Genomic DNA, 18,645 nt, shown 5'->3' with positions numbered 1-18,645 from the left:
CCGTACTGAACATATTATACATTATTTTCAGTATAGTTGAGCTTATTATTGACTAGAGTCATGCTCCCCAGCCAGGACATCGGGGGCTATTGCTGGGATCCAAGCCAGCCCATACGCTTCTCCAGGAGAGGCAACTGCGCTTTCAAGGCGCGCAAGGCTCGGCCTCGGTGGCCGATGGCCTCTTTTTGAGCTGGGCTCATCTCGGCAAAGGTTAGCCCCACTTCGGGCACCCAAAACAGGGGATCATAGCCAAACCCCCCCTCTCCCCGCGGCTGGGTCAAGATCTCTCCCGAGCATACCCCTTCCACCAGGGCATGCACTACACCTTGGGGATCCACCAGGGCGATGGCGCAGTGAAAGGTGGCTCGGCGATTTGGGATCCCTTCCATTTCCCTGAGCAACCGCTCGATGCGGGCAGCATCGTTGGGGGCATAGCGAGCCGAGCGGATCCCAGGGACGCCGCCAAGGGCTTCTACCGCTAGGCCGGAATCGTCGGCAATGGCCCACTCCCCCAGAGACTTGGCCACGGCTCTGGCTTTGAGAAGGGCATTTTCGGCAAAGGTGGTGCCGGTTTCTTCCACCTCAATTTCTGAGGGCATGCGGCGCAGCTCCCAAGCAGGGGCATGGGCCTGGAAAAAGGCATTGAACTCGCGCCATTTGCCGGGGCTACTGCTGGCCAAGATCAAAGGACGGGTCATGGAAGGTTCCTACGAGTGGAAATCTGAGGAGGCGGAAGGCTGTCCAAGGGCTTCCTGCCTAATGGATCTCGAGAACCATGTTGTGCAGGGCTGTGTTAATCACCAGGGTGGATCCGCACCGCTCTACCTTGCCCCCATCCCAGTGCATGTGTCCGCAGATGTAGTAGCGGGGCTGCACCTGTTCCAAAAGGGGGCGCAAGGTGGGTGTGCGACGGTGATACCACTTCCCGCCTTCATCCAAAAAGCCTCGCGGCGGAGCATGGGTGAGCAGCAGGTCAATGGGCCGGGGGGGTTGACTGTAGAGGGCGAGCAGCTCCTGCAAATGGGCGGAGGTCAGAGACCAGCTCCAGCCACAGGGGGGAGTCCAGGGTACAGCCAAAACCTGTAACCCCAGCCACTCAAAGCAGCAGGACTGGGTGATGGCCCGTCCCCAACGGCCAACCAGCGAATTCAAAACCGAAGCTGCTGGATCGTGGTTGCCAGGTAAAAAGAGCCAGGGTTTGCCCAGGCTCTCCACTGCCGCCAAAAAGGATTGCAGATGAACCACCTCTGCTTGGGCTGCCGGATGAAAGCCCTGGGTGGCCTTGCGGGAAGGTTTGCCGGCCTTGGAACAGAAATCCCCGCAGTTGATGTAAGCATCCACCTCCGGCAGATGGGCAAGGGCCTGCCGGATCAGCCGAGCGCTGCCGTGGTAGTCAGAGCCGAGCAGCAGTTTAATCCCCATGGGCCTCTGCAGCAGAAGAATCCAGGTGGGATCGCTGAAGCAGGGCGGCAACTTGCTGCCAGGGGCTGTTGTACCAAGCCTGCTGGGCTTCCAGTTCTTCGTCGAGGGATCCCGTGGGGCCAAAATCTGGGCAGGCGTACCCCAGGGAGCGTAATCCTGCCACCAACACTGCCGGAGACAGCCACCACTGCTGGGCCAAGCGCAGCAGATCCACCTGGCTGCGGGTTTGCAGGTATTGGCGGAGCTGGCGTTGCAAGCTGGCAGCGGAGGGCAGGGGCACCGCTTGCTGATGGACGGCAATCAACAGCTCGCTGCTGGGGGTGCAACAGAGCAGCCACTTGAGGTGATCCAGAGAAGGGGGCCAGCTCCACAACCAGAGTTGATCATAGCGGTGGCCGGCTTGGGGACGGTCGTAGTGGAGAGTCAGGTACCGCCGTTCGCGATAGCGGGCCGTAGGCCTTGAAGACAAGACCAGCGAGGGGCGGCGGAAGCCGTAGAACAGGATGGTTCCCTGTGCTTGAGGCAAGAGGACAGAAAACCGGTCCACAGCTTGCCAACGCAAGGGCTGGGTGGGCTGGGGGGTGGGGCGCCAGATCAACAGAGGTGAGGGCTCTGTCCCCCTCTGGGAGCCAGTCGAGGGCTTGGAGTTGGGCATGGGAGGAGTGGCATCCAGAGAGGCGGGGGAGATGGGAGACTTGCTCCCATCAGGGGTGCGGGGCGCTGTTTTCTCGAGAGGGGGTTTGCCGGCAGTGGCAGCCTCTTGGGCAGGTTGGATCCCGAGAATTTCCAGCTCCAGTTGGGTTTCTCCCTGCCATGTTTTGGCCTTGAGGGTGTAGGCTACATCAACTCGCTCTGGCAGCGGATAGATTTCCGCTCCCCGCCAACAGATGGCCCAAAGAGGGCGCTGGGGCTTCGCGTTTGTGATCCCCACTGCTGACCCGTTCGCCAAAGTGTTGCCCAAAGCGTTGCCCAGCGATAACCCATCAGTGTCGTAACTGGAGGTTTTGACAGCTGAGTCGCTCCTGCCCGGACAAGAGGACTCCGTCCGAGTAGCACGTAACCCATAGGAGCGTTGCGTAGGGAGAGCAGGATCCCGGAGCAGCAGCTTCAGGTGGCCGGGAACTGGGCCAAATCGCTGCTGTTGCAGAACCTGCAGGTTGCGGCTGTAGAAGACCGGCTCAGGATTGCCGATGCCACAGGGCTGCAGATGCTGGAGCTCTCGATAGAGGTCAAGGGTGAGATCTGACAGCGACACTTCGGCATCGATTTGCACCAGCGGCTGGATCTGCTCCGGCTGCAACTGCTGTTGGGCAAACTGCCGCAACCGTTCTTCAAAAAAAGGCCAGTCTTCTGCTCTCAGGCTAAATCCCCCGGCAGCGGGGTGGCCGCCGTGCTTGGTGAACAGATCCTTGCAAAACTCCAACGCTTGAAACACGTCAAACTCGGGGATCCCCTGCCGCGCCGAGCCACTGATCTCCCCTTGCCGCGACTGGCTGCCGATGAACACCGGACAGCCAAAACGCTCTGCCAACCGCGAGGCCACAATGCCGATCACCCCTTTATGCCATTTCTGCTGAGGGGATCCCAAAATTGTTAACACCCGCTCCTGTTGCAGATCTCGGCCTTGCTGGGCAATTTGCTCGAGGGCTTCTGCCTCGATGCGCCCGCACATCTGCTGCCGCACCTGGTTGAGCCGTTCGCAGCGGCGGGCCAGTTTCTCTGCCTGCTGGGGATCGTCGGTGATCAGCAACTGGATCCCCATTCTCGCCCGGCCAATTCGCCCAACGGCGTTGATGCGGGGCCCCAGGCCAAACCCAATCCACTCAGGCCGCAGCCTCTCCAGGGATCCCTGCATGCCCATCACCTGCAGAAGGGCGCGGATCCCTGCCACCTGGGAGGTGGGCAAGAGGTGCAGCCCCTGCCGCACCCAAAGGCGGTTAACCCCCGTCAGCGGCGCCAGATCGGCAATGGTGCCCACAGTAAACAGTTCCAGGGCCACCCGCTGCAGATGGCCATCACCACGGCGCTCGGCCAGCGCCTGGGCCAGGAGGTAGGCAACTCCCACCCCGGCCATCCCCCGATAGGGAGAAGAAACGGGGAGCTGCTTGGGATTGAGGATGGCATCGGCAGGGGGCAACTGGGGCGGCAAGTCGTGGTGATCCGTCACGATCACCGTCAAGCCCAGAGCTTTGGCCAGTTGGATGGGCTCGTGGGCGGAGATGCCGTTGTCCACGGTGAGAATGAGGCGCACCCCCTCTCGGTGCAGCTCTTGTACCATGCGGCTGTTGAGGCCATAGCCCTCCGTCATGCGGCTGGGGATGCGGTAATGCACTGGAGCGTCCTGCAAAGCCCGCAGCAGCAGGGCCGTGCTGGTCATGCCGTCGGCATCGTAGTCGCCGCAAATGGCAATGGGCTCTTGTCGGCGAATCGCCCCGTCCAGCAAGTCCACCGCCAGGGGCAAATCGGCAAAATCCTGACTGGGTGGAGGCAGGTGGGCGGGATCCGGCTGCAGGTACTGCTGCACGGCAGCAGGGCTGGAGAGCCCGCGATTGAGTAAGATCTGAGCCAATATGGGCGAGATCCCCACTGCCTCGGCCAAGCTCTGGGCAGCCAACTTGTCCACAGGATGAAACAGCCAGCGTTGAGCAGGGATCCCGGCCATAGCAAAGCGTAGGGCTTGGATGGGGACAGGGGGTAGGCAGTGCTACAGTTGGCATGTGGGCTATCCTTTTGACGTTAACCCAAAACGCTCCTCTGAATCTTTCCTGCCGCCGATGTATTCTCTGCTGCTTACCTATGGTCTTAACCCGCTGACAGGCTTAAAGCTGTTGGTCAAGTCCTCTGAGCAGACCTCTCTGTGGACACTGGCCCAGCAGCTTTGGGGCCGCCCCGGATCTCGGCGACGCAGGCCGCGCCTACAAATCTCGTTAGGCCGCTTGGTGCCAGAGCAAACCGAGCACTTGTCCAAGTTGGAAGTGCTGCTGCGTCTGCGGTTTTTCATTGCCCTCGAAGCGGAAACTCCAGAGAGTGCTGCCCACCACTGTCGCGAACGGTTCTTGCTTCCTTCCGGCCAGGGATCCGCCATTCAGCTTGCCCGCTACACAGAGGGCTCGCAGCAGTACAAGACGGAGATCATCCGCTTTGCCCTGGGGGGATCCCGCACCCTTGTGGCGAGGACTCCATCCCGCCGCCGTCGCCTCTGAAACAAACTCCCCGACAAGCCATAGCGATAGAGTCTTGCCAGCCTATCTATACTGGAGATGCGCTAGATCTGTGTTTCTCCCGTGAACCCAACTGGGCTGCATCTTTGCGGTGGCAGTGCGGAGCATTCTATCGGTGGTGGGCGGCATCTGCAAGCCCATCCCTGGCACAGCCTTGCCCAAACTTCGGCTTACGCTAGCTTTGAGTTGTCCTTCCCGCAAGGGGGTGAACTGCGAGCTCTGGCACTGTGGGGGATCCCCGCAGGCCCAGGCAAAGACTCCATCCCGGATGCAGAGGTTTGAGTTGCCGCCAATCCCGCCAGAGGAGATGGATCCCATGTGCAACGCCCGTCAGGACTACGGCTGGCCAAAGTGCTCCGCACTCCTGTTGCCAGCGCAACCGGCCCTCTTTGCCGGATCCCTGGCGGCCTTTGCCCTTGTGCTCCACGCCGTTAATGGGAACGTCCTGCCGGCTGCTTTGGCCCTGACCCGTTACCAAGTGCATGTACTGGCGGATGGGGCGGCGGAGTTGGCTCAGGTGCGCACCCAGGTGCCGGATGCCTATTTTGTGCAAGGGGATGGGCAGGTTTTCATTCTGGCGGGGACGTTCATCAACCGTAGCCATGCTCAACGCCGTCAGGCCGACTTGGAACGGCTGGGGTTATCGGTGCGGGTGGTGAGCCGCCAAGAGACGGATCCCCCTCTGCCCCCTGCTTTTCCTGCCCAAGCAGCACCCAGCCGCCCTGTTGCCAGCTCAAAAGCCTCTGTGCCGCCGACGCCAACGGCTCCCCCCTTGGATCCCCAGCGTCCCTTCGCCACCCACGTGCCCAACCCCGCCGGTGATCCCCGTTTGGAAGAACGGGTGCGCCGCTTCTTTCCAGGAGCCACTGTGGTGCAGTACCGCGGCCAGGTTGCTTTGCAAACGGGAACCTTCTCCCGCCTGTCGTTGGCCCAGGATCAAGCCCGCTGGCTAACCGCTCAGGGGTTACCGGCAGTGGCGGTGTCGCTGGTAGGAGAAAATGCGGGCCAGGATCCCATCTCCAACCCAGCACAAGGAGAGCGCTATTGGGTGTTGGTGGCCGATCCCACCGGGGAGAAATGGCCTGCGCTAAAACAACTCCTAGAGGGATCCCTGCCCTTGATCTACGATGACCTGCGGGTGGTGCGCACAGGTGGGTTTGCCGACCCTGCTGCTGCCGCCGAGCAGGTGCGTTACTTGGCCGGCCAAGGCTATGAAGCGGGGATCTTCCCCGCCGATCTGCGCCGCTCTCAGCCTCTTTTGCAAGCGGATCCCGTCTCCTCCTCGCCTGCCCAGGCTGTTCCTCCTGGGGAAGAAGGTGGCAGCGGATTTTGGGTGGTGGTGCCGGCTGGGGAAGAGGCCCTACCCAAGCTGCAACAGTTTGCCCCTGATGCCTTCCTGCGGGGCTCAGTGATTCAGGTGGGCACCTACCGGCAACGGGCCAACGCCGAACAGGCGCGGCGCTCTCTGGCCGAAGCAGGGTTCGATGCCCGCATCCTGCCCGTGGAGTAGCCAAGAGCCACTTCCGCCATAAACGCTCTCCTCCTTCCCTGCCGTTGGGGATCCCCATTCGGCCCAAATGGCGACTTGGGTGAGTTTCTGCTTTTGACATACTCCCCACCCTACTGGCTTGTCAAAGCCTACAGCCCGCTTGGGCGAATAGAGCGGTTGACTACCCTGCCACTGCCCTGAGCCTACCGTAAAGCCCTCCTCAAGGACGGAGCGTTTGGGCAACTGGGCAAGGCTGGTAAGAAGGATAGGCCAGCCGTTGCACCACCTGTTTGCAATACACCACCTGTTTCAATAGCAGTGTGGAGCATTTTTCCTAGAGGGCTTGCTTAGCCTGCTGCAGCGTCTGCTCAAACACCTCCAGCGGCTGCGCACCGGAGAAGGCAATGCCGTTCAAGATGAAATGGGGAGTGCCACCGATGCCCAGTTGAGAGGCCAGGTCGATATCTCGCTGAATGGCGCGCTCTGCCGCCCGACTGCGCCGATCCCGATTGAATTTTTCTACATTCAAGCCCAGCTTCTCAGCAGTGGCCACATAAAACCCATCCCCAAGCTGGGATTGGTTGGCAAACAGCTCGTCGTGAAACTCCCAGAACTTACCTTGACGTTGGGCGGCCCAAGCAGCCCGGGCAGCCGACATCGCTTCTGGGTGGATGCTGGTCAGGGGCAGGTGCTTGTACACCAAGGTCACCTCATCCCCGTGGTCGGCCATGAACTGCTTGAGGGTGCTGTGGGCGCGGGCGCAGAAGGGGCATTGAAAATCGGAGAACTCCACCAACACTAACCGCAGAGCGTCGGATCCCAGTCGAGGGGAATCTCCGATGACGGCGCGTGGGTTCTCCCGCAGTTGACGGCCAAATTCTTCCGCCAGCCGCTGCTGTTGTTGCTGCTGCTCCTGGTACTGTCGCTGCTGGTATTCCTGTACGGCCTCCAGAATCACCTGGGGGTTCTTTCGAATGATCTGCAGCACCTGCTCTTCCAAATCTGCCGGAGCAGCCGCCGCCGCTGGTAGGAAAACCGGAGCTCCACTTCCCACTCCCAGCAGAACCGTCAGCCCGAACAAAAGTCCAGCCCGGGCCAAGCTCCGCCCCCAAGCGCGAAAAATCCTCACCAGCCTATGCATCCCAACCCCCCTCTCAAACATGCCTAGAGCCGTCGCAACTCACCCAGCCTACCGTCAGATCCCAACAGTGTCTATCACTCGTTCGGGGGGGTTAGGAATTGGTGACCTGCAGAAGCTGCTCCTTGATCCGCTGCAACTGGCTGGCCCAGCGGGGATCCGGCTCAGAGGCTGCCTCACTTTCGGCGACGACGGTGGAGCGCCCACCCTTATTGCCGCGCTGGCGTTGCTTTTTGCTGGGGGCAGGGTTTTCTGCCGACTCTTTAGAGCCCTTGGCCTCAGAATCTCTGGACGCTCTGGAATCTTTGGAACCTCTGGACTCTTTGGATGAAGGCTCAGAGGTCGCTGTTTTGGATTCGCCTTCTTCCCCTCGGTCGCGCGGCTGGGCGAGCTCAATGCGCAAGTTGACATCCCCAAAGCTGTGGCCGTTGAACTTTTCGATGTACTGCTGCGCCTGCTCTTGGGTGTTCACCGTTACAAAGCCGAAGCCGCGGCATTTGCCTGTCTTCCGATCCCGGATCACCTTGGTGGAAATGACCTCACCGGCAGAGCGAAAGAGCTTCTCCAGTGCCTGACGATCCACCTCTTCCGGCAGATTTCCAACATACAGACGCACAGGCATGATCCAGCGAAGCTCCTAATCGAAATAACAAAAGGCCAAAATGCAAAGCGCTACATCTAGGGCGCTCAAGCCCATAACATCAAACCCGGAACCCGGTAGTCCATTGTCACACCATAGCGCGCCGCAAAGCGCAACCCTTGGCAATCACGAAGCTATTTTTTAATTTACCTCAACCTGGAGCCGCGAAGACGAGGAGAACGGTTTTTGTGAACGACTGCTTTGTACAGCCGGTTTGTACAGCCGGCTTTTGCAGCTAAGCTAAGCCGGTGTTGTTCAGGCGATCCCGATGTTGAAAAGGTCGCGCCTGGGGGCCTGTGTAGTCGGCTACAAGATGTCCTTGCCCTCGCAGTTGGTAGCGGTAAGTCACCAAGCCTTCCAAGCCCACCGGGCCGCGCGGCGGCAGTTTTTGGGTGCTGATGCCCACTTCTGCCCCAAAGCCGTAGCGAAACCCGTCGGCAAAGCGGGTGGAAGCGTTGTGAAAGACCCCCGCTGCATCTACTTCATCCAAAAATCGCCGGGCAGCAGCGGCATCCTCGGTTACAATCGCCTCGGTATGGCGGGATCCGTACTGCTGGATGTGGGCAATGGCCTCGTCAAGGGAGCCCACCACTTTAATAGAGAGGATCAAATCGGCATACTCGGTGCTCCAGTCGTCCTCGGTGGCCGGGATCAGATCCGGCACCAGCTCGCGGCAGAGGGGATCCCCCCGCAATTCCACCCCCCTCTCCCGCAGGGCCTTGACCGCCAGAGGCAAAAAGTGGGGGGCTATGGCCTTGTGGACCAACAGGGTCTCGATGGCATTGCAGGCAGCGGGGTACTGGGTTTTGCTGTCCACCGTCAGCTTGATCGCCATGTCCACATCCGCTGCCCGATCCACGTACAGGTGACACAGGCCATCGGCATGGCCCAATACCGGGATGCGGGTATTCTCCAGGATGTAGCGGACAAAGCTGCTGGAGCCGCGGGGAATGATGAGATCCACTAGCCCTTCCAGTTGTAGCAGGGCCTTGACCTCAGCGCGGCTGGTGAGCAACTGCAGGGATCCCTGGGGAAACTCTGGGATCTGCTGCAGGCCCGCCTGGATGGCCGCCATCAAGGCTTGACAGGAGAGCAAAGCTTCGGATCCCCCCTTGAGCAAGACGCTATTGCCGGTTTTCACCGCCAGGGCAGCAATTTGTACCAAAGCATCGGGCCGCGACTCGAAGATCACCCCCAGGACCCCCAAAGGGTAGGTGCGCCGTTCCAAGATCAGCCCCTCGTCCAGTTCCCGGATCAGCAAAGCTCGGCCCACCGGATCCCCCAGCCGGATCACCTGCCGCACTCCGGCCACCATATCTGCCAGTTTGTGGGCGTCCAGCTTCAGGCGGGCATAGGCAGATGCCGACAACTCCCCGGCTTTCACCATCTCCGCTGCCCGCTCCAAATCCGCCTGGTTGGCGGCCAAGATAGACTCTTGGTGCTCCAACAAGGCAGTGGCCATGGCCTCTAGAGCGGCATTCTTAATGGCAGTGGGCAAGGTGGCCGTGTGTTGGGCAGCAGCGCGGGCCAACTGCACTTGGGACAGCAGCGGGCGGTCTGAAGCAGAGGCAAGCGAGCTGGGGCAATCGGTGGCAAGGGACATAGAGTCAGAAAGGGGGCAAAGTGCCCATTTGGAAGAAAAGGGTTGCGATGATAGGTTGTAACAAAGTTGTGTTGAACTGTGATCCTAGAAGCACCCCCGGCAGGGATCCCTATGCTAGGTTGGGCACAGTCGGTTGGGGTTATCTGTAGCCTACCAAAATCCGGATCCGACTTGCTGCGGCAGGGGAGCCCTTCATCGCTCTCGATGCTTCTAAGCTGAAGTTCGCATAGGGGAAGACCCTTGCTCGAAACCCAGTTCCCTGACAATTAGAGATCCACCTCTGGAGATCCACCTCGTCAACCTTGACTTTTAGCGCCTTCCAGGAGAGCCAATGAGAAAGCGTGGGTTTGTGGTCAGTGCAACGGCTGCAGTGATGACAGCGGTATCGCTGGTCGGCGTGCAGCTATCCATGCCGGGCTGGGCAGGGTTTCGCCGGGATCCCAAAGAGGTGGTGGACGAGGTTTGGCAAATTGTCAATCGGGAATATGTGGATCCGTCTTTTAATTCCCTGGATTGGGAAGCGGTGCGGCGAGATCTGCTCAGTCGAGAATATGCCACCCGAGAAGATGCCTATGAGGCCATCCGGGAAGCCCTGAAGAAACTGAACGATCCCTACACCCGCTTTCTGGATCCGGATCAGTTTGCCAGCATGCAAATCGATACATCCGGTGAGCTGACCGGGGTGGGGATCACGCTGGGCATGGATCAGGAGACAAACGAGCTGGTGGTGATCTCCCCCATTGAAGGGTCTCCTGCCGACCGGGCTGGGATCAAATCCAAAGACGTGATCGTGCGCATCGACGACAAGTCCACCGAAGGCATGGACACCAACGCTGCAGTCAACCTCATTCGGGGCGAGCCGGGTACGCGGGTGCGGCTGACCATTCGCCGCGAGGGGGAAGGGCTAAAGGTGTTCGATTTGGTGCGGGAAAGAATTGAGCTGGCCACCGTGCGCTACGAGGTTCACGAGGAAAACGGCCTGCCCATTGGCTATATCCGGATTACCCAGTTTTCCGGCAACGCCGCCGAGAAGATGCGCCAAGCCATTCGCGAGCTGGAAAAACAAGGGGTAGCCGCCTACGTTCTGGATTTGCGCGCCAACCCAGGGGGCCTGCTCTACTCCAGCGCCGAGATTGCCCGCATGTGGATTAACCGGGGCAGCATCGTCTCGACGGTGAACCGCCAAGGGGAGCAGGATCGCCTGACGGCCAACAACACGGCCCTTACCGATAAACCTTTGGCCGTTTTGGTGGATGGTGGCTCGGCCAGCGCCAGCGAGATTCTGTCGGGGGCTCTGCAGGATAACCGTCGCGCCGTGATTGTCGGCACGCAAACTTTCGGCAAGGGCCTGGTGCAGTCGGTGCATCCCCTGTCCGATGGATCTGGGCTGGCGGTAACCATTGCCCGTTATCGCACTCCCAACGGTAACGACATCGACCACAAGGGCATTACCCCCGACATTTTGGTGGAATTGTCCGAGGAAGATCTGAAGCGGCTCAGCCAGAACCGAGAATTGGTGGCCACCCCAGCCGACCCACAGTATGCTGCTGCCATCCAGGCTCTGCAGGCTCAGATCTCTGCCCGTCGGCAACAGGCCCAGGAGGTCATTCGTTCCTCTTCACGTTAGCCGGTGTTGGGGGCGGTTTTGATGGGTCTCAGATCTGGCACTCCTGAGACTGGGGTTAAGCCGAGGCCCAAGCTATTTAAGAATTTAAGACTATTAAGACTCTTCTCATTCGAGTTATTCGAGGAGTGTTGACCAGCGCCGGGCTGGGGATGCTTTTATTGTTTCTGTAGGTGGCGCGTAGCACAATGGCGGGGTCGAAGATCGCGGGATCCATAAACTTGGCCGGACGGGATCTGCTCAAGCTCAGCGACCTAACCCCGGCGGAGCTGTCGGCCCTGCTAGCCCAGGCGGCTGAGTTAAAGCGGGATCCCTATCGGGTGGAGCTGCGGGGTCGGGTGTTGGGGCTGTTGTTTCAGAAGGCTTCTACCCGCACCCGCGCCAGTTTTACGGCAGCCATGGCCCAATGCGGAGGCAGCACCCTGGATCTGGTGCCGACGGTGATGCAGGTGAGCCGCGGCGAGCCCCTGCAGGATACGGCCCGCGTCCTCTCCCGCTACCTGGATGTGATTGCCATTCGCACCTACGACCAGAAGGAGCTGGAAACCTTTGCCGAGTATGCCGATGTTCCGGTGATCAACGCCCTCACCGATCAGTTTCACCCCTGTCAGGTGTTGGCCGATCTGCTCACCATTCAGGAGAACTTTGGCCAATTGGCGGGACTGACCCTGGCCTATTGCGGCGATGGCAACAACGTTGCCCACTCCCTGCTGCTGGGCTGTGCCATGAGCGGGATCCACATCCGCGTCGCCACCCCCCCCGGTTACGAACCGAATGCGGCAGTGGTGGAGCAAGCCCGCACTCTGGCCCAGGGATCCCAGGTGTTGGTGCTGCAGGATCCCCAGGAAGCCGTCTCTGGATCCCAGGTGGTCTATACCGACGTGTGGGCCAGCATGGGTCAAGAAGCTGAGGCCGAGGCCCGCAAGGCCACCTTTCTGCCCTACCAGGTCAATGCCGAGCTGATGCAACAGGCAGATCCGGAAGCCATTGTGCTGCACTGCCTGCCGGCCCACCGGGAAGAGGAAATCACCACTGAAGTATTGGAGGGATCCCAGTCCCGCGTGTGGGATCAGGCGGAAAATCGCCTACATGTGCAAAAGGCACTCCTGATTCAGGTGCTGGGCGCAGGATGACCCCTCACCCCCAGGCTAGAGAGCGGGTTAGCAAATGAGCTTACCGGAAAACTGGGTCTATGGTCATTTCGATTTAAACCAGGACACTGCACCCACACCCCAAACGTTGGTCGCGTCGGCGTTGCAGAGCAATAGCGTTGCGGAGCGATAATGCAGAGGGCCAGAAGGTTTTTCAAGGACTCCGTCCCGCTGGCGCGACCAGTAGCCTAGGCGTCTCACCCTAACCTGAAATGACTATATTTGACAAAACTGGCCCAAATCCTAAGCTGGCTACCGATTACTGCTGGGGCGGCGGGCGGCAATTGCCAGGCTGACATTGGGCACCCGCTGCAGAGTATCCATCACCTCCACCACCTTGCCGTGGGAGAGGGCCAAATCAGCGTTGATCACCACCAAGCGGCGCCCTTCAGCCGGCTTCTCGGCCAGGATGCGTTCCACTGCCGGGATCAGGGCAGAAATATCGGCAATTTTCTCCTGATTGACGGCAATCTGTCCTTCCGCCGTCACGCTCACCGTTACATCCGGCTGCAGACGAACTTCAGCTGTAGTGGCATCCGGCAGGTTGACATCCAGAGCCTCGGAGCGGGTGAGCACCAGGCTGGCAATCACGAAAAACACCAGGATCGAGAAGATGACATCGATCAGGGGCACGATGTTGATCTCGCCAGCTCGGAAGTTCTCTTCGGGGATGCGCATAGGTTAGGAGGGCTCAAGCGAGGAGTAGGGGGGAAGGGTGGAGCTGCCACTGGGGCTAGATTGGGTGTAGGAATACTGGGAAAGCTGTTGGGCCTGCATCTCTTGCCGCTGCCGATGCAGCAGCTCCAGCATGCCGCCGTACTCTTGGATCTTAGAGAGTTGCCGCAGGTACAAAGAGCGGAAGACGTTGGAAATCAACAGGGTGGGAATAGCCACAATCAGTCCAAAGGCCGTCGAGTACAAGGCTTCGGCGATCCCCCGACCTACCCCCTGGGTATCGGTGCCGCCGATATCCCCCAGTTGAATGGAGCTGAGGATCTGGATGATGCCGGTGACGGTGCCCAACAAGCCCAAGAAGGGGGCAACGGTGATTACGGTGTCGAAGACAGTGTTGAAGCGCTTCAGCAGAGGCACTTCTGCCGCCAGGGCCGTTTCCAGAGCCAGCTTAAAATCTTCCGGGCTGGCCTCGTTCAGCTCCAACCCGGCCAAAAAGATGCGGGCAATCGGCAAATCGGCATTTTGCTCCAGCAAATACTGGGCAGCGCGCGGGTTGCGCCGGTACTGGCTCAGGGCTTGCTGCACCACCTCCTCCTGCCGATGGGTGATCTTCCACCAAAACAGCACCCGCTCAATGCAACAGGCCACCGAGAAGACCGAGAACGTCAACAGGGGGATGGAGTAATACCAACCCTGGATCATGAGCTGCAAGACTCTATCCATCGATCCTGATTCCCCCCTCCAAGCGGCAATTTACGCTCATCTTGTCATAGCACTTTCTCGGCAGGGCTGGGATCCCTTCTTGCGCGGCGAAGGTTGCACCTTTTGGCAATTTTGCCCCCATGCCGGATCTCATCTCGTCAATTGTCAATCCAGAGGGCATACTGGTTGCAACAATTTTGGATCCCGAGGGCGTGAATTATGAAATTCAGACGCTGGTTGGGTCTTTGCTGCGCCGGCTTGATGGCCTTGCTGTTGACGGCTTGCGGCAAGGGATCCGCCCCCTACGACAGCATCGTGGTCAATTTTGTAAACACAGCCACCCCCAGTCAGATTGCCGCTATCGCTAAAGAGTATCACTTGACGCTCCGCCCCAGCAGCGACAGCGCTTTTGCCCGCCAAGAAGCGATCTACCTGTTTGACGTGGATGCCGACCACCTGGGATCCACGCGGCGGCTGGTTAAGCGGCTCACCGACGAAGCCTTGATCGAGTATGCTCACCCCAACTATCAATTCCAGGCGGCTTTCGTGCCCAATGACCGCCTCTATCCCCAGCAATGGAATCTCAGGGCCATCCGCATGCCGGAAGCCTGGGACATCTCCCAAGGGGAAGGGGTGACGGTAGCCGTGGTGGACACAGGAGTAACACGAGTTCCCGACCTGGCCCAAACCCAATTTGTTAAGGGCTACGACTTTGTGGATGACGATGAGGATCCGGAAGACCTCAACGGCCACGGCACCCATGTGGCGGGAACCATCGCCCAATCCACCAACAATGTCTTGGGTGTAGCCGGCATCGCCTTCAAGGCCAAGATCATGCCGGTGCGGGTGTTGGATGCCAATGGCTTTGGATCCCTGTCGGATGTGGTGGAAGGGATCCGCTATGCTGCCGACCACGGGGCTACGATCATCAACCTCAGCCTGGGTAGCCGCGCTTCTGCCCAACTGATGGAGGAGGCGGTGGCCTATGCCCACAGCAAGGGGGTGACGGTGATCGCAGCCGCTGGCAACGAAAACTCCAACCAGGTGAGCTACCCGGCCCGCTACCCGCATGTGATCGCTGTCTCGGCCACGGGGCCCAACGGGGAGAAAGCCCCCTACTCCAACTATGGGGTGGGGGTGGACATCTCTGCTCCCGGCGGAGCCAAAACGCCTGATCACCCCGAGTACGGCATTCTGCAGCAAACCATCAACCGTCGTAACCCCAACGAGCCGGTCTTTGCCTACTTCCAAGGCACCAGCATGGCCACTCCCCACGTAGCCGGTGTGGCAGCCCTGATCCAGGCTCAGGGCATCAAAGACCCGGACAAGGTGGAAGAAGTGCTGAAAATGTCGGCTACCCCGGTGCCCGGCGACAAACAGAACTTCTACGGGGCCGGTCGTTTGGATGCAGCCAAGGCGCTGGCCAGGGCCACAGGGCAACAGGAGGAAAACCCCTTGGTGCTCTGGTTGAAGGACTTCCTGCAGTACCTGAACAACAATGGCTACCTCAACCCACGCTTCTGGTTCGATGGTGGCCCGATTGCTCTGGTGCCGAAGCTGCTGATGGTGGTGGGCGGCTACATTATCCTGGTGCTGATCCGCTGGTGGCTGGCTCCCAAGCGGCTGCTGCAGACGGTGCCTTTGCTGGCTGGGATGCTTTTGGGCAGTGCCGGTCTTTTCCCCTTGCAGGGGTTGGCGATTGTCGGTGGCCCCCGTTGGCCCTTCCAATTGGCGGGTAGCTCCCTGCCGGAGTTGGGCACCGCCTTTGCCCAGACCAATGCCTTGAACCCCCTATTTGCCAGCGTGTTGATCCCAGGCCTGTTGATGTTGCTGCTCCTGGGCCATCGGCGCTGGCGCTGGGCGGTGATTGGCTTGTGCATTGGCATGGCCTCGCATCTGCTCTTGTCCGGATCCCTGTTTTATGAGGGGGTGCTATGGCTTGGATCCTCTGCTTGGTTGGGTCGCTCCTTCTTGCTCTTCAATGGCTTGCTCTGCCTGGGCCTGGCCTACTTGGGAGCGCAAGCGGCTACGGAATCTCAATCCACGGCAACCGGGCTGGCGCTGAGGCAGTGATGCAAGAGTACAGCGGTACCATCCAGTTCCTGGATATCGAAGGGGGAGTGTGGGTGCTGACGCTGCCTTCCGGCGAGCACTATGCCCTTTTCCGTGCCCCCAAAGAGCTCTTGCAAGAGGGACTAGAGGTCACCATCCAGGGACAGATCAGAGAAGACATGGTGACGGTGGCTCAGGTAGGGCCGGTTTTAGAAGTCAAGAGCTTCCAGCGGCAGCCCTAGCTTGGCTTGCGGCTCCGGCCATACCAATCGGGGATCCCCAAGCGGGGATCCCTGCTTTTCGATGTCAGAATGCTTTTACAGTCGCTTCAAACAAGATTGAGACACCTCGCTGCCGACCCTCACCCCTAGCTTCTCTCTCAGGAGAGAAGGAAAGTTAGGAAGCAATGCAACGAAAATGTTTCATTTCCGTTTAAAAAGAATCTCGTTTCCACGGCTGAGCATTCACGAAGCTCAAAAAACGTAGGTAGGCAGCTGTATCCCGTGACCGCTTAATACTTACATAGTCATAAGTCTGTAGCCTGAACAACTGGGAAACCATCATCGCTGTTTTAGAGGGGAAACCTACTGGCGAAAGCGGGACGGGATCCTTTGCGGCAAGGGCTGTTGTGGAACCAGTAACAAGAATCCTCACCCTACCGCTACGGGGAAGCAAGCCAGTAGAGCAGGGAACATGTCAAAGCAGGTTGCTCAGGCGGCTGTGAAAGACCGAGTAGATCTCTGCGTAAGACTTCACCCACTCTGGATCCGGTTGAACATAGCGTTCTACCTGTACCAATCGATCGGCAGCCTGTTGGACAGAGCAGCACCAATAGGCAGAAGCGGCCAAGATGGCTGCCCCCACAGCCGGCTCCGGGTGTTTCACCACAGCCAAGGGACGAGCAAGGATGCTGGCGCGTAGGCGCAACCAGAGAGGGCTTTTGCTGCCTCCACCGGTGGTGAAAATCGGGCTCTGCTCTGGCACTGGGATCCCTTGAGCGGCCAACGTTTCCAGCCCCAGCCGCTCCACCATCGCTACCCCCTCCAACAAAGCAGCGTAAAAACGGGGGGATCCCTCTTCTGCCTCCGGCAAGAACCCGGCGAACCGGGGATCGACAATGGGAAAACGCTCTCCCGGCTGACAAAGGGGATAGCTGACCAGCCCGGTGGGCAGATAAGCCTGAGCTTGCTGATCCAGCATTTGCAGGTTGCCGTCGGGGAAGTAATGAGGCAAAACTCCGCCTCCACAAAAAGAGGCGGCCCCCGGCCACCAAACCATTCGTTCGCGACAGCGGTGCGGAGCACTGTCCGGGTGCAAATGGGAATAGATGCTTGGGGTTTGTATGGGATCCGGACTGTTGGCCTTAAAAATAAGGGTTGTGCCCAAGCTGGTGGAAACCTGCCCCAAGCGAATAGCCCCTGCCGCCAGTTGCCCGGCACAGCCATCGGTGATCCCTGCCGCGATCAGCACTTCCGGCCCCAACCCCCAGTCTGCTCGCACCGTTCCTAAAACCGTTCCCGGCGGTACCACCTCGGGGAAATGCTTGGGGTTTAGGCCCTGCCGCGCCAACCACTCCTGAGGCCAGGTGTAGGCCTCCAGGTCGAAACCGCTCTTGAGGGCATGGGTGTGATCGGTCACCTGCCTGCGCCCCCCCAGTTGGCTCAGCAAAAAGTCCGCCGGATGGGCCAAGTAGCTGTCTCGATACTGATCAGGATAGGCTTCCGCCCACCACAGCCAACGGCTGAGACCCCAACTGGCAGGGATCCCCAATTGCTTGGCCTGAGCCTGGCCCCGTGGGTCAGAATACAGCCACGCCTGTTCCAACGGCATGCCTCGACCATCCACCGGCAGAATGGTGCCGGAAGTGCTGCAAGCACTCAGAGCTGCAATGGAATACTGCTCCCCCAGTTGCGCGGTCAGTTGTCCCAAAAGGGCTTTCAGGGTTCGCAACCAGCGGCCCGGATTGGTCTCTGGGGGATCCCACTGGCGCTCGCTTTTGGCCACCACCTCCCCCTGCTCTGAGAGGGCCACCACCCGCATCCCAGAAGTGCCCAGATCGATCCCAAGAAACACAGGGGGCATAGGAATACTCACCTGAGAATGCTTTGTTTATATACGGGGTGGCCAAGTGGCCTCAAAAAGGGGCCCAAACTGGCTCAAAAGATGGGATCAAAATCTCAAAACTCCTGGCTGCTCCGAGCCAGTGCTTCTTGGATATCCAGATCCAGCCCTCTCACCGATTCCAGCACCGAGCGGGTGATCAGCTTGCCCTCCTGCACCAAAACCGCGCCGGTTACAGGGTGCAAAAGTGGCTGCTCCGCTCGCCGACCGATCAACGCCTCGATATCCTGAAAAGCATGGATGTACATCCCGGCAGGCAATTCCACCACCACCCCTTCCCCCAGCACCCGCGCTTGGCAGGCCAAGCGAGAGTTAGGCTTGCAGGTGGTGATCACCTCCAGGGTGCGCTGCTCCCGCTTGCTCATCGGGGATAAAGACTCCATCCCCTCCTTAACGTACACATGACAGGTGGCGCAGAGGCCGCGCCCACCGCACTCTTTCAACACATTCAGCTCTTCTTGCAGCAGCACCGAGAGCAAATTGCTGTTGGTGGCGATTTCAGACACTTGGGCAATGGGATCCAACCGCACACGCTTGACCATAGTCCGCACTTTTTGGGCTACTGGATGCTAAAAAAGCTAGCATCTTTCACCAATGCAGATTGCCGGAACAGGGCAGTTCTACCTAAGCATGCAGGAAAATCCCCCATGCGCCATTCAGGTCTCGGTGCATACGAATGCCCTCTGAGCCTTCTCGGCACTCCAACTATAGGTCTTGCTGGTGTAGGCTTCAGAAACTTGACCAAAAGGCGCGGCAAGCCCCGTCCTTCAGGGCGGGGAAGGATAGCGCCGACCGTAGCCGACGCCC

Annotated in this window: 16 protein-coding genes; 6 read left to right on the top strand and 10 right to left on the bottom strand. The window is 59.6% G+C overall.

Going from position 1 to position 18,645, the window contains the following annotated elements:
• Positions 1-86: 86 nt before the first annotated feature.
• The 3 genes from rdgB to recJ are packed head-to-tail and all read right to left on the bottom strand — an operon-like array spanning position 87 to position 4,084.
• The gene (gene rdgB / locus NW839_RS13145; protein ID WP_414352059.1) at positions 87-698 is read right to left on the bottom strand and encodes an RdgB/HAM1 family non-canonical purine NTP pyrophosphatase; all 612 of its coding nucleotides are present in this window, start codon (positions 696-698) and stop codon (positions 87-89) included.
• Between the two features lie 58 nt (positions 699-756).
• The gene (locus NW839_RS13140) at positions 757-1,422 is read right to left on the bottom strand and encodes a metallophosphoesterase family protein (RefSeq protein WP_414352058.1); all 666 of its coding nucleotides are present in this window, start codon (positions 1,420-1,422) and stop codon (positions 757-759) included.
• Complete coding sequence (gene recJ, locus NW839_RS13135) at positions 1,412-4,084, bottom strand: single-stranded-DNA-specific exonuclease RecJ (RefSeq protein ID WP_414352057.1); 2,673 nt, start codon at positions 4,082-4,084, stop codon at positions 1,412-1,414. Before recJ ends, NW839_RS13140 begins: the two co-directional genes overlap by 11 nt.
• A 112-nt stretch (positions 4,085-4,196) precedes the next feature.
• Here recJ and NW839_RS13130 point away from each other — a divergent pair, with 112 nt between their 5' ends.
• Both NW839_RS13130 and NW839_RS13125 read left to right on the top strand, forming a co-directional pair.
• A complete protein-coding gene (locus NW839_RS13130) occupies positions 4,197-4,625 on the top strand; it encodes a hypothetical protein (protein ID WP_414331038.1) in 429 nt (142 codons plus the stop codon).
• A 115-nt stretch (positions 4,626-4,740) separates the two neighbouring features.
• Positions 4,741-6,153 (top strand): SPOR domain-containing protein, encoded by a 1,413-nt coding sequence (locus NW839_RS13125; RefSeq protein ID WP_414352056.1) that lies wholly within the window; start codon positions 4,741-4,743, stop codon positions 6,151-6,153.
• A gap of 313 nt (positions 6,154-6,466) precedes the next feature.
• On the opposite strand, the gene NW839_RS13120 is transcribed toward NW839_RS13125, so the two are convergent.
• From NW839_RS13120 to NW839_RS13110, 3 genes are all read right to left on the bottom strand, one after another.
• Positions 6,467-7,261, bottom strand: a complete 795-nt coding sequence (locus NW839_RS13120) for a DsbA family protein (protein WP_414380701.1) — start codon at positions 7,259-7,261, stop codon at positions 6,467-6,469.
• Positions 7,262-7,364: 103 nt separating this feature from the next.
• Positions 7,365-7,892, bottom strand: a complete 528-nt coding sequence (locus NW839_RS13115; protein WP_414352054.1) for an RNA recognition motif domain-containing protein — start codon at positions 7,890-7,892, stop codon at positions 7,365-7,367.
• A 253-nt stretch (positions 7,893-8,145) separates the two neighbouring features.
• A complete protein-coding gene (locus NW839_RS13110) occupies positions 8,146-9,513 on the bottom strand; it encodes a glutamate-5-semialdehyde dehydrogenase (RefSeq protein ID WP_414352053.1) in 1,368 nt (455 codons plus the stop codon).
• A 331-nt stretch (positions 9,514-9,844) separates the two neighbouring features.
• Here NW839_RS13110 and ctpC point away from each other — a divergent pair, with 331 nt between their 5' ends.
• Positions 9,845-11,140 (top strand): carboxyl-terminal processing protease CtpC, encoded by a 1,296-nt coding sequence (gene ctpC, locus NW839_RS13105; protein WP_414352052.1) that lies wholly within the window; start codon positions 9,845-9,847, stop codon positions 11,138-11,140.
• A gap of 212 nt (positions 11,141-11,352) precedes the next feature.
• Complete coding sequence (argF, locus tag NW839_RS13100; RefSeq protein ID WP_414352060.1) at positions 11,353-12,270, top strand: ornithine carbamoyltransferase; 918 nt, start codon at positions 11,353-11,355, stop codon at positions 12,268-12,270.
• Positions 12,271-12,540: 270 nt separating this feature from the next.
• Here argF and NW839_RS13095 read toward each other — a convergent pair whose 3' ends face one another.
• Entirely contained in the window at positions 12,541-12,966 is a 426-nt protein-coding gene (locus NW839_RS13095) for an ExbD/TolR family protein (protein WP_414352051.1), read from the bottom strand.
• Positions 12,967-12,969: 3 nt separating this feature from the next.
• A complete protein-coding gene (locus tag NW839_RS13090; protein WP_369791770.1) occupies positions 12,970-13,662 on the bottom strand; it encodes a MotA/TolQ/ExbB proton channel family protein in 693 nt (230 codons plus the stop codon).
• 222 nt (positions 13,663-13,884) lie between these two features.
• Here NW839_RS13090 and NW839_RS13085 point away from each other — a divergent pair, with 222 nt between their 5' ends.
• Positions 13,885-15,738: a S8 family serine peptidase gene (locus NW839_RS13085; RefSeq protein WP_414342538.1), complete on the top strand. Its 1,854-nt coding sequence runs from the start codon at positions 13,885-13,887 to the stop codon at positions 15,736-15,738.
• The gene (locus NW839_RS13080; protein WP_414342539.1) at positions 15,738-15,959 is read left to right on the top strand and encodes a hypothetical protein; all 222 of its coding nucleotides are present in this window, start codon (positions 15,738-15,740) and stop codon (positions 15,957-15,959) included. Before NW839_RS13085 ends, NW839_RS13080 begins: the two co-directional genes overlap by 1 nt.
• Before the next feature lie 454 nt (positions 15,960-16,413).
• Here the strand turns inward: NW839_RS13080 and NW839_RS13075 are convergent, their stop codons facing one another.
• Together NW839_RS13075 and NW839_RS13070 are read right to left on the bottom strand one after the other, a co-directional pair.
• On the bottom strand, positions 16,414-17,799 hold the full coding sequence (locus tag NW839_RS13075) for an FGGY-family carbohydrate kinase (RefSeq protein ID WP_414342541.1): 1,386 nt from the start codon (positions 17,797-17,799) through the stop codon (positions 16,414-16,416).
• A 95-nt stretch (positions 17,800-17,894) separates the two neighbouring features.
• Positions 17,895-18,380: a 2Fe-2S iron-sulfur cluster-binding protein gene (locus tag NW839_RS13070; protein WP_011432453.1), complete on the bottom strand. Its 486-nt coding sequence runs from the start codon at positions 18,378-18,380 to the stop codon at positions 17,895-17,897.
• Between the last annotated feature and the right edge of the window lie 265 nt (positions 18,381-18,645).

This window comes from Synechococcus sp. R5-15, from assembly GCF_047462035.1.
Lineage (GTDB): Bacteria > Cyanobacteriota > Cyanobacteriia > Thermostichales > Thermostichaceae > Thermostichus.
The sequence above is the reverse complement of the archived record's forward strand: the minus strand, read 5'-3'. Positions and strand labels throughout refer to the sequence as shown.

Excerpts from the sequence above, each read along its gene's own strand:
- NW839_RS13080 (WP_414342539.1), top strand. The coding sequence starts at position 15,738 with ATGCAAGAGTACAGCGGTACCATCCAGTTCCTGGATATCGAAGGGGGA.
- NW839_RS13095 (WP_414352051.1), bottom strand. The coding sequence starts at position 12,966 with ATGCGCATCCCCGAAGAGAACTTCCGAGCTGGCGAGATCAACATCGTG.
- NW839_RS13110 (WP_414352053.1), bottom strand. The coding sequence starts at position 9,513 with ATGTCCCTTGCCACCGATTGCCCCAGCTCGCTTGCCTCTGCTTCAGAC.
- NW839_RS13070 (WP_011432453.1), bottom strand. The coding sequence starts at position 18,380 with ATGGTCAAGCGTGTGCGGTTGGATCCCATTGCCCAAGTGTCTGAAATC.
- rdgB (WP_414352059.1), bottom strand. The coding sequence starts at position 698 with ATGACCCGTCCTTTGATCTTGGCCAGCAGTAGCCCCGGCAAATGGCGC.
- NW839_RS13115 (WP_414352054.1), bottom strand. The coding sequence starts at position 7,892 with ATGCCTGTGCGTCTGTATGTTGGAAATCTGCCGGAAGAGGTGGATCGT.
- NW839_RS13085 (WP_414342538.1), top strand. The coding sequence starts at position 13,885 with ATGAAATTCAGACGCTGGTTGGGTCTTTGCTGCGCCGGCTTGATGGCC.
- NW839_RS13130 (WP_414331038.1), top strand. The coding sequence starts at position 4,197 with ATGTATTCTCTGCTGCTTACCTATGGTCTTAACCCGCTGACAGGCTTA.
- NW839_RS13075 (WP_414342541.1), bottom strand. The coding sequence starts at position 17,799 with ATGCCCCCTGTGTTTCTTGGGATCGATCTGGGCACTTCTGGGATGCGG.
- NW839_RS13140 (WP_414352058.1), bottom strand. The coding sequence starts at position 1,422 with ATGGGGATTAAACTGCTGCTCGGCTCTGACTACCACGGCAGCGCTCGG.
- ctpC (WP_414352052.1), top strand. The coding sequence starts at position 9,845 with ATGAGAAAGCGTGGGTTTGTGGTCAGTGCAACGGCTGCAGTGATGACA.
- recJ (WP_414352057.1), bottom strand. The coding sequence starts at position 4,084 with ATGGCCGGGATCCCTGCTCAACGCTGGCTGTTTCATCCTGTGGACAAG.